The following is a 625-nucleotide window of genomic DNA, read 5'->3' as shown; positions in this document are numbered from 1 at the left end:
CGATCTCCCAGGCCGTCACCGTCACCGGCGAGGGCGCCGGCGGCGCCCTCGCCGGTGACGGTGACGGCCTGGGAGATCGGGCGTGTGACCGAGACCAGCACCTGCGGCTGGATGGCCTTGCCGGCGAGCTCGTTCTCGATGAGCGCCTGGACGTCCTGGGTGCGGCGGCCGGCGACCTTGATGCGGCCGGCGTAGGGCACCGAGATGGCGCCGTCGCGCCCGACGGGCTGCTCGGGGATGAGGGCGGACTTGGAGCCTGCGGAGAAGCGGTCGGCGACGAGGGGCCCGGAGAACAGGCCGCCGGACCCGGCTTCCCAGACGGAGACCGAGACCATGTCGCCGATGCCGATGACCGGCTCGGAGGAGGGGCGGTGGTCGCCGAAGGAGGCGAGCAGGCTGTCCAGCGGCCGGCCGCGCAGGGCCTCGACCACGGAGGGAGTGACGTCGATGATCTCGTAGCGGGCGAGCAGGCCCCCGTCGGCCGTGGCGACCTCAGCCCCGGCCTGGATCGCGCTCGCCGTCGGACCCGCCGCGGGCAGGTACGTGCAGCCCGACATCGCCGTGACGGCGAGCAGGACGAGGGGAAGTTTGCGCATCCAGATGTTGCCCATCGGTATTGCCGAGC

Annotated in this window: 1 protein-coding gene; it reads right to left on the bottom strand. The window is 73.0% G+C overall.

All coding sequences use genetic code 11. The features are described 5' to 3' along the window. The coding region (locus tag NS334_RS16770) for a polysaccharide biosynthesis/export family protein (RefSeq protein WP_206542716.1) at nucleotides 1-611 on the bottom strand (611 nt) is incomplete at its 3' end. Nucleotides 612-625 lie beyond the last annotated feature (14 nt).

It is taken from the genome of Sphingomonas endophytica (genome assembly GCF_001476895.1).
In the GTDB taxonomy this organism is placed as follows: domain Bacteria; phylum Pseudomonadota; class Alphaproteobacteria; order Sphingomonadales; family Sphingomonadaceae; genus Sphingomonas; species Sphingomonas endophytica_A.
Note: the sequence above shows the minus strand (reverse complement) of the source record. Positions and strands in the feature narration are given on the sequence as shown.